Origin of the sequence: Actinosynnema sp. NPDC059797 (assembly GCF_042732085.1) — a bacterium.
GTDB lineage: Bacteria > Actinomycetota > Actinomycetes > Mycobacteriales > Pseudonocardiaceae > Actinosynnema.
Genome location: NZ_JBHWIE010000331.1, coordinates 1 through 7,998, shown reverse-complemented (window position 1 = coordinate 7,998; position 7,998 = coordinate 1). Strand labels below are relative to the sequence as shown.

The 7,998-nt window shown below is 73.7% G+C and carries 7 protein-coding genes; all 7 read left to right on the top strand.

The window, feature by feature from the left end; translation table 11 throughout:
• Positions 1–433 precede the first annotated feature (433 nt).
• The 7 genes from ACFV4N_RS36150 (at position 434) to gap (ending at position 7,844) form a co-directional block, all read left to right on the top strand.
• On the top strand, positions 434–847 hold the full coding sequence (locus tag ACFV4N_RS36150; protein ID WP_499677165.1) for a Rieske (2Fe-2S) protein: 414 nt from the start codon (positions 434–436) through the stop codon (positions 845–847).
• 103 nt (positions 848–950) lie between these two features.
• Complete coding sequence (locus ACFV4N_RS36145) at positions 951–1,433, top strand: Rieske (2Fe-2S) protein (RefSeq protein WP_499677164.1); 483 nt, start codon at positions 951–953, stop codon at positions 1,431–1,433.
• A gap of 207 nt (positions 1,434–1,640) precedes the next feature.
• On the top strand, positions 1,641–3,683 hold the full coding sequence (uvrC, locus tag ACFV4N_RS36140; RefSeq protein WP_499677163.1) for an excinuclease ABC subunit UvrC: 2,043 nt from the start codon (positions 1,641–1,643) through the stop codon (positions 3,681–3,683).
• Positions 3,684–3,709: 26 nt separating this feature from the next.
• Positions 3,710–4,567 carry an RNase adapter RapZ gene (gene rapZ, locus ACFV4N_RS36135; protein WP_499677166.1) on the top strand — a complete coding sequence of 286 codons (858 nt, stop codon included), beginning with the start codon at positions 3,710–3,712 and terminating at the stop codon, positions 4,565–4,567.
• Positions 4,564–5,595, top strand: coding sequence for a gluconeogenesis factor YvcK family protein (locus ACFV4N_RS36130; RefSeq protein WP_499677162.1), 1,032 nt, complete (start codon positions 4,564–4,566; stop codon positions 5,593–5,595). The genes rapZ and ACFV4N_RS36130 overlap by 4 nt, the downstream gene beginning before the upstream one ends.
• Complete coding sequence (gene whiA, locus ACFV4N_RS36125) at positions 5,586–6,572, top strand: DNA-binding protein WhiA (RefSeq protein ID WP_344039298.1); 987 nt, start codon at positions 5,586–5,588, stop codon at positions 6,570–6,572. Before ACFV4N_RS36130 ends, whiA begins: the two co-directional genes overlap by 10 nt.
• Before the next feature lie 267 nt (positions 6,573–6,839).
• A complete protein-coding gene (gap, locus tag ACFV4N_RS36120) occupies positions 6,840–7,844 on the top strand; it encodes a type I glyceraldehyde-3-phosphate dehydrogenase (RefSeq protein WP_499677161.1) in 1,005 nt (334 codons plus the stop codon).
• Positions 7,845–7,998: the final 154 nt, after the last annotated feature.

Here is a 7,998-nt window from a genome sequence, read left to right as displayed (position 1 = left end):
GCGCCGCGGGTCCCCCCGAGCCCCGCGGCGCCGGCCGCCGAACCCGGGCACGACCCCCGGCCCGGACGCGGCCCCACCGAACCCCGACCCACGGAACTCTCCGACCCGCCGAACTCCGACCGCCCGGAACACCGGGGCGCCGCTGCGGGGGGCGCTTCGACCACCGGGCCGCCGGGGCGCCGGACCCCGGACCTCCGCACCACGCGGCCGGTCCGGGGTGTCGGCCGCCGAACCCGCACCCCGGCGCTCTGCCCCGCCCCCCGCTCCACCTCGTCCCACCCCGCTCTGCCTACGCGCGTTCTGCCTCCGCGCCCACTCCCCGCTCCCCGCTCCCGGCAGCCCGCTCCTGCCGCTCGCCCCTGTCGGCTCCTGCTCGCCCCTGCTCCACCCGGCCGCCCGCACTGGGCCGTTCGTCACCAGTCAAAATGGGGGCGTGGATCGACGAACGCTGCTGTGCGGCCTGCTCGCCCTGACCGCCGGCGGCACCGGCCTGACCGCGTGCGGCGCCGGTTCGCCCACCCGTCGCCCCGGCACCGGCTCGGCCCGCCCCGGTGACCGCATCGCCGGGCTCGCCGACGTCCCGGTCGGCTCCGGCGCGCTGGTCGACGTGGCGGGTGACGGGCAGTTGCTGCTGGTCAGGCCGTCGGACGAGGTCGTCCGCGCGTTCAACCCGGCCTGTCCGCACCAGGGCACCACGGTGAGCCCGCCCGCCGCCGGCGTGATCACCTGCCCGACCCACCGCAGCACGTTCGACCCGGGTTCGGGCGCGGTGCTGACGGGGCCGTCGCCGCGCGGGCTGGTCGAGGTCCCGGTCGCGGTGTCCGGTTCGGACGTGCTGCTCTCCTGAAGGACGTCCCATCCCGCGAGATCTGTTGAACCCGGCTTCACGTGGTGTCGTATTGCGTGTGTACCCGAACGACCACCACCCACCACGCAGCGGAGGACCGGTTTTGAGTTCAACGGAGAAAGCAGGGCTGCCTCGTCGCTCGGTGCTGTGCGGAGTCCTCGTCGCGCTCGCGGTGCCCGGTGGGCTCGCGGCGTGCGGCAGCGGCGAACCGGCCCAGCCCGGCGGCAGCACCGGCACCGGCGCCCCCACCGGCGGCGGCAGCACCCCCACCGGCGGCGGCACGACGGGCGCGGCGGTGATCGCGCCGCTGGCCGACGTGCCCGACGGGGGCGGCCTGGTCGCGGGCAACCCGGCCACCAGCAAACCGCTCGTGCTGGTCCGCACCGGCGACACCGTCAAGGCGTACGACGCGACGTGCCCCCACCAGGGCGTGGCCGTCGCACCGCCGGAGAACGGCACCATCACCTGCCCGGCCCACGGCAGCCAGTTCAGCGCCGCGGACGGCTCGCTGGCCAAGGGCCCGGCCACCAAGGGCCTCACCGAGGTCAAGGTGAAGGTGGAGGGGGACCAGGTCCTCCTGGCCTGACCCGCCGCCCGACCGGCGTGTCCTCCACCCCGACACCGCGTGTCGTCCACTCCGACACCGCGAGTCGTCCACCCGGGCACCGCGCACCCCGGCACCGCGCGCCCCGGACCCGCGACGAGACGTCGCGGGTCCGGGGCGGGCCGTCCACCGAACCGGGTGAACCGACCACGCGATCGGTTGTCGGTGCCCGCACGTAGGCTTGTCCGCGTGGCCGACCCGTCGACCTATCGCCCCGCGACAGGCACCATCCCCGAAGCCCCCGGCGTCTACAAGTTCCGCGACGCAGGTGGCCGGGTGGTCTACGTCGGCAAGGCCAAGAACCTGCGCTCCCGCCTCAACTCCTACTTCGCCGACATCGCGGGCCTGCACCCGCGCACCAGGCAGATGGTCACCACCGCGGCGAGCGTCGAGTGGACCGTCGTCACCACCGAGGTCGAGGCGCTCCAGCTGGAGTACAACTGGATCAAGGAGTTCGACCCGCGCTTCAACGTCCGCTACCGCGACGACAAGAGCTACCCGGTGCTGGCCGTGACGTTGAACGAGGAGTTCCCGCGCCTGCACGTCTACCGCGGCCCGCGCCGCAAGGGCGTCCGCTACTTCGGCCCCTACGCCCACGCCTGGGCCATCCGGGAGACCCTGGACCTGCTGCTCCGCGTCTTCCCGGCCCGCACCTGCTCAACCGGCGTGTTCAAGCGCCACGGCCAGATCGGCCGCCCGTGCCTGCTCGGCTACATCGACAAGTGCTCCGCGCCGTGCGTGGGCCGCGTCACCGCCGACGAGCACCGCGACATCGTCGACGACTTCTGCGACTTCCTGGCCGGCCGGACCGACTCGTTGGTCCGCAGGCTCGAACGCGAGATGACCGCCGCCGCCGAGGAGCTGGAGTTCGAGAAGGCCGCCCGCCTCCGCGACGACCAGGCCGCCCTCAAGCGGGCACTGGAGAAGCAGGCCGTGGTCCTCGGCGACGGCACCGACGCCGACGTGGTGGCGTTCGACCAGGACGACCTGGAGGTGTCGGTCCAGGTGTTCCACGTGCGCGGCGGTCGCGTGCGCGGCCAGCGCGGCTGGGTCGTGGACAAGGTGGACGAGATCGGCGTGCCCGGCCTGGTCGACCAGTTCGTCACCCAGTTCTACGGCGAGCAGGTGGAGTCCGCGCGGGCCGGCGGCGTCGAGGCCGCGCCCGTGCCGCGCGAGGTGCTGGTGCCGGAGCTGCCCGACGACGCGCCCGCCGTGGAGAAGTGGCTGTCCGGGCTGCGCGGCGGCAGGGTGGCGCTGCGCGTGCCGCAGCGCGGCGACAAGCGCGCCCTCATGGACACCGTCGCGCGCAACGCCAAGGAGGCGTTCCAGCAGCACAAGCTGCGCCGCGCGGGCGACCTCACGGCCCGCTCGGCGGCCCTCCAGGAGCTCCAGGAGGCCCTGGCGCTGGACTCGGCGCCGCTGCGCATCGAGTGCACCGACATCAGCCACGTCCAGGGCACCGACGTGGTGGCCTCGCTCGTGGTGTTCGAGGACGGCCTGGCGCGCAAGTCCGAGTACCGGCGCTTCGCGATCCGCGAGGCCGCCGAGCAGGGCGACGTGGCCTCCATCGCCGAGGTGGTGCGCCGCCGCTTCCAGGCGTACCTGAAGGAGACCGCGGACGCGGGCCCGACGCCCGGCATCGACCCCGAGACGGGGCGGCCGCGCAGGTTCGCCTACGCGCCGAACCTGCTGGTCGTCGACGGTGGCGCGCCGCAGGCGCAGGCGGCTTCCGACGTGCTGGCCGAGCTGGGCATCACCGACGTGGCGGTGGTCGGCCTGGCCAAGCGGCTGGAGGAGGTGGGGGGGGGGGGGCCGCGGGCGCTGGGGGTTTGGGGGGGGGGGGGGGGGGGGGGGGCCCCGGGGGGGGGGGGGGGGGGCGGGGCCTGGGGGGGGGTGGTGGGGGGGGGGCGGGGCGCGCCGGACCCGGTGATCCTGCCCCGCACCAGCGAGGCCCTCTACCTGCTGCAACGCGTGCGCGACGAGGCGCACCGGTTCGCCGTCGCCTACCACCGGCAGAAGCGGTCCAAGCGCATGACGACCTCGGCCCTGGACGACGTGCCGGGTCTGGGCCAGACGCGCAAGACCGCCCTGCTCAAGCACTTCGGCTCGCTGAAGAAACTGCGTGAGGCGAGCATCGAGGAGATCAGCGTGGTGCCGGGCGTGGGCCGGCGCACCGCGGAGGCCGTGCACGCGACGCTGAGCGCGTCCGGTACCGAAGGGGACATGAAGTGAGCGCACCGGCCGGAGAGAAGTCCGGCATCGAAGTCGCGGTGGTGACCGGCCTGTCCGGAGCGGGCCGCAGCACCGCAGCGAAGTGCCTGGAAGACCTCGGGTGGTTCGTGGTGGACAACCTGCCGCCCGAGCTGATCGCCACCATGGTGGAGCTGGGCGCGCAGGCCAGGGGCGCCATCACCAGGGTCGCGGTCGTGATGGACGTGCGCAGCCGCGCGTTCACCGACGACCTGGCGGCGATCATCAAGGACCTCGACGCCCGCGGCTACAAGCCGAAGGTGCTGTTCCTGGAGGCCACCGACGCGGTGCTGATCCGCCGGTTCGAGTCGGTCCGCCGCGGCCACCCGCTCCAGGGCGACGGCCGCCTCGCGGACGGCATCGAGGCCGAGCGGGTCCTGCTCACGCCGCTGCGCGAGGAGGCCGACCTGGTGCTCGACACCTCCGGCCTGTCCGTGCACCAGCTGCGCAACAAGATCGAGGACACCTTCGGCACCGAGTCGGCGGCCCGCACGCGCGTCACCGTGCTGTCGTTCGGCTACAAGTACGGCCTGCCGATGGACTCCGACCTGGTCATGGACGTGCGGTTCCTGCCGAACCCGTTCTGGATCCCCGAGCTGCGCGAGCAGACCGGCCTGGACGGCGACGTGCGGAACTACGTGCTCACCCAGGAGGGCGCGGAGGAGTTCCTGGACCGCTACCACGAGCTGCTGCGGCTCATCGGCGCCGGCTACCGGCGCGAGGGCAAGCGGTACCTGACGCTCGCGGTGGGCTGCACCGGCGGCAAGCACCGCAGCGTGGCCATCTCAGAGGAGCTGGCCGCGCGCCTGGCCAGCGAGGACGGCATGGCGGTCAAGGTCGTCCACCGGGACCTGGGACGCGAGTGAGCTGGACAGCTGTGGCGCTGGGCGGCGGGCGCGGCCTGCACGTCACGCTCACCGCGCTGCGCCGGGTGACCGACGACGTGACGGCCGTGGTGACGGTCGCCGACGACGGCGGCTCCTCCGGGCGCCTGCGCCGTGAGCTGGGCCTGCTGCCGCCCGGCGACCTGCGCAAGGCGATGGTGGCCCTGGCGGGCGACGACCCCTCCAGCGCGATGTGGGCGAAGCTGTTCCAGCACCGCTTCGGCGGCACGGGCGCGCTGGCCGGTCACGCGGTGGGCAACCTGGTGCTGGCGGGCCTGCTGGAGCAGCTGGGCGACCCGGTGGCGGTGCTGGCCGAGGCCGCCCGGCTGCTCGGCGTGCGCGGGCGCGTGCTGCCCATGTGCACCGAGCCGCTGGAGATCGAGGCCGACGTGTCCGGGCTGGACGACGACGCCGACGTGGTGCGCCGGATCCGGGGCCAGGTCGCGATCGCCACCACCCCGGGCCGCGTGCGGCGCATCCGCCTGCACGGGCCGGGAGGTCCCGGCGAGGCGCCGCGAGGCTGCCCGGAGGCCGTCGAGGCGGTGCTGGGCGCGGACGTGGTGCTGCTCGGACCGGGTTCCTGGTTCACCAGCGTGCTGCCGCACCTGCTGGTGCCCGAGCTGCACGACGCGTTGACGCGCACCGCCGCGAAGAAGGTCGTGGTGCTCAACCTCGTCCCCCAACCGGGCGAAACCGCCGGCTTCTCCCCGGAGCTGCACCTCGACGTGCTGTGCGAGCACGCGCCGGGGCTGCGCGTGGACGCGGTGATCGCGGACACCGGCGCGGTGCCCGTCCCGGACCGCCTGCGGCGTGCCGCCGCAGCTCTGGGGGCCGAGGCGCACCTCGCGCCCGTCGCCGCGGCGGGCGCGCCGGACCGCCACGACCCGGCCGCGCTGGCGCTGGGCATCCAGCGGGCGTTGGGTGGCCCCGCTGACGGGACCGGTGGGGCGTCGAGTACAACCCTGCTGGAAGAAGGCACGACCAGGGGAGGCGAGGCACCGTGGCGATGACGTCTGCGGTCAAGGACGAGCTGAGCAGGCTGGCCGTCTCCAAGACCTGCTGCCGCCGCGCGGAGGTCGCGTCCCTGCTGCGGTTCGCGGGCGGGCTGCACATCGTCGGCGGCCGGGTGGTCGTGGAGGCGGAGCTGGACCTGGGTTCGACGGCCCGGCGGCTGCGCCGCGAGATCCACGAGCTGTACGGGCACCAGTCGGACGTGTTCACCATCACCTCCAGCGGTCTGCGCAAGGGCACCCGTTTCGTGGTGCGCGTGGTCAAGGACGGCGAGGGCCTGGCCCGGCAGACCGGCCTGCTCGACCCGCGCGGCCGCCCGGTGCGCGGCCTGCCCGCGCCGGTGGTGTCCGGCGGGGTGTGCGACGCGGAGGCGGCGTGGCGCGGCGCGTTCCTGGCGCACGGCTCGCTGACCGAGCCCGGTCGCTCGTCCTCGATGGAGATCACCTGCCCGGGGCCGGAAGCGGCGTTGGCGCTGGTCGGCGCGGCGCGGCGGATGGGCATCGGCTCGAAGTCGCGCGAGGTGCGCGGCGCGGAGCGGGTCGTGATCCGGGACGGTGACGCGATCGGCGCGATGCTGACCAGGCTGGGCGCGCACGACAGCGTGCTGGCGTGGGAGGAGCGCCGGATGCGCCGCGAGGTGCGCGCCACGGCGAACCGGCTGGCGAACTTCGACGACGCGAACCTGCGGCGCTCGGCGCGGGCCGCGGTGGCGGCGGCGGCGCGCGTGCAGCGGGCGCTGGAGATCCTGGGGGCCGAGGCGCCGGACCACCTGGCGGCGGCGGGCGCGCTGCGGCTGGCGCACCGGCAGGCGTCGCTGGAGGAGCTGGGCCAGCTCTCGGAGCCGCAGATGACCAAGGACGCGGTGGCCGGCCGGATCCGGCGGCTGCTGGCGATGGCCGACAAGCGCGCCCGGGAGCTGGGCATGCCGGACACGGAGTCCGCGGTGACCGCGGAGATGCTGGAGGCCGAGGTCTGACCGGAATGCCGGTCTGCGCCCGCCCCGGTCCCCGCCCGCCCTGGCCGGGCTCTTCCGCGCCCATTCCCGGCGCGGCGGCCCCCGTCTTTGTTACTTCGCAGTAACAATGCCGTCAAGCTGGATTTTCTTGTTCGATCAAGAGATCCTGGTGATGCGAGTGACCAGGGCCTCAGCGCGGAGGCTAGGCTGACCAACGGCTGCCTGGTCAGCCCATGACTGCACGCCCCTGGCGTTCCTATCGCCAGTCGAGTATCGAGGAGACTCACCGTGACGGTTCGCGTAGGTGTCAATGGTTTCGGCCGCATCGGTCGCAACTTCTGGCGCGCCGTTCAGGCCAGCGGGCACGACATCGAGATCGTCGCCTTCAACGACCTCGGTGACGTCAACACGATGGCTCACCTGCTCAAGTACGACTCCATCCTCGGCCGCCTGGACGGCGAGGTGGCGGTGACCGACGAGGGCATCTCGGTCGACGGCAAGGTCATCAAGGCCCTCGCCGAGCGCGACCCGGGCAAGCTGCCCTGGAAGGACCTGGGCGTCGACGTCGTCGTCGAGTCGACCGGCTTCTTCACCGACGCCACCGTGGCCCGCAAGCACGTCGACGAGGGCGGCGCGAAGAAGGTCATCATCTCGGCCCCGGCCAAGAACGAGGACCTCACCGTGGTGCTGGGCGCCAACGAGGGCCAGTACGACGGCTCGCAGACCGTCATCTCGAACGCCTCGTGCACCACGAACTGCCTGGCCCCGCTGGCCAAGGTGCTGCACGACGCCTTCACCATCGAGCGTGGCCTGATGACCACCATCCACGCTTACACGCAGGACCAGAACCTCCAGGACGCGCCGCACAAGGACCTGCGCCGCGCCCGCGCCGCCGCGCTGAACATCGTGCCCACCAGCACCGGCGCCGCCAAGGCCATCGGCCTCGTGCTGCCCGAGCTGAACGGCAAGCTCGACGGCTACGCGCTGCGCGTGCCCGTGCCCACCGGCTCGGCCACCGACCTGACCGTCACCGTCGGTCGCGACGTCACCCTGGACGAGGTCAACGCCGCGTACAAGGCCGCCGCCGAGGGCCCGCTGAAGGGCTACCTGCGCTACAACACGGACCCGATCGTGTCGGCCGACATCGTCACCGACCCGGCGTCCTGCATCTACGACGCGCCGCTGACCAAGGTCATCGGCAACCAGGTCAAGGTCGTCGGCTGGTACGACAACGAGTGGGGCTACTCCAACCGCCTCGTCGACCTGGTCAACCTCGTCGCCAGCAAGCTCTGACGAAGTACGGGACACTCGCTGTGAAGACTCTCGAAGACCTGCTCAGCGAGGGTGTGTCGGGGGGGGGCGGGGTGGTGGGCGCCGCGCAGAACGTCCCCCGCCACCGCGCCCCGCTGACCGACGACCGCCGCCGGGGCGCCGCGGTGCCGCCGCG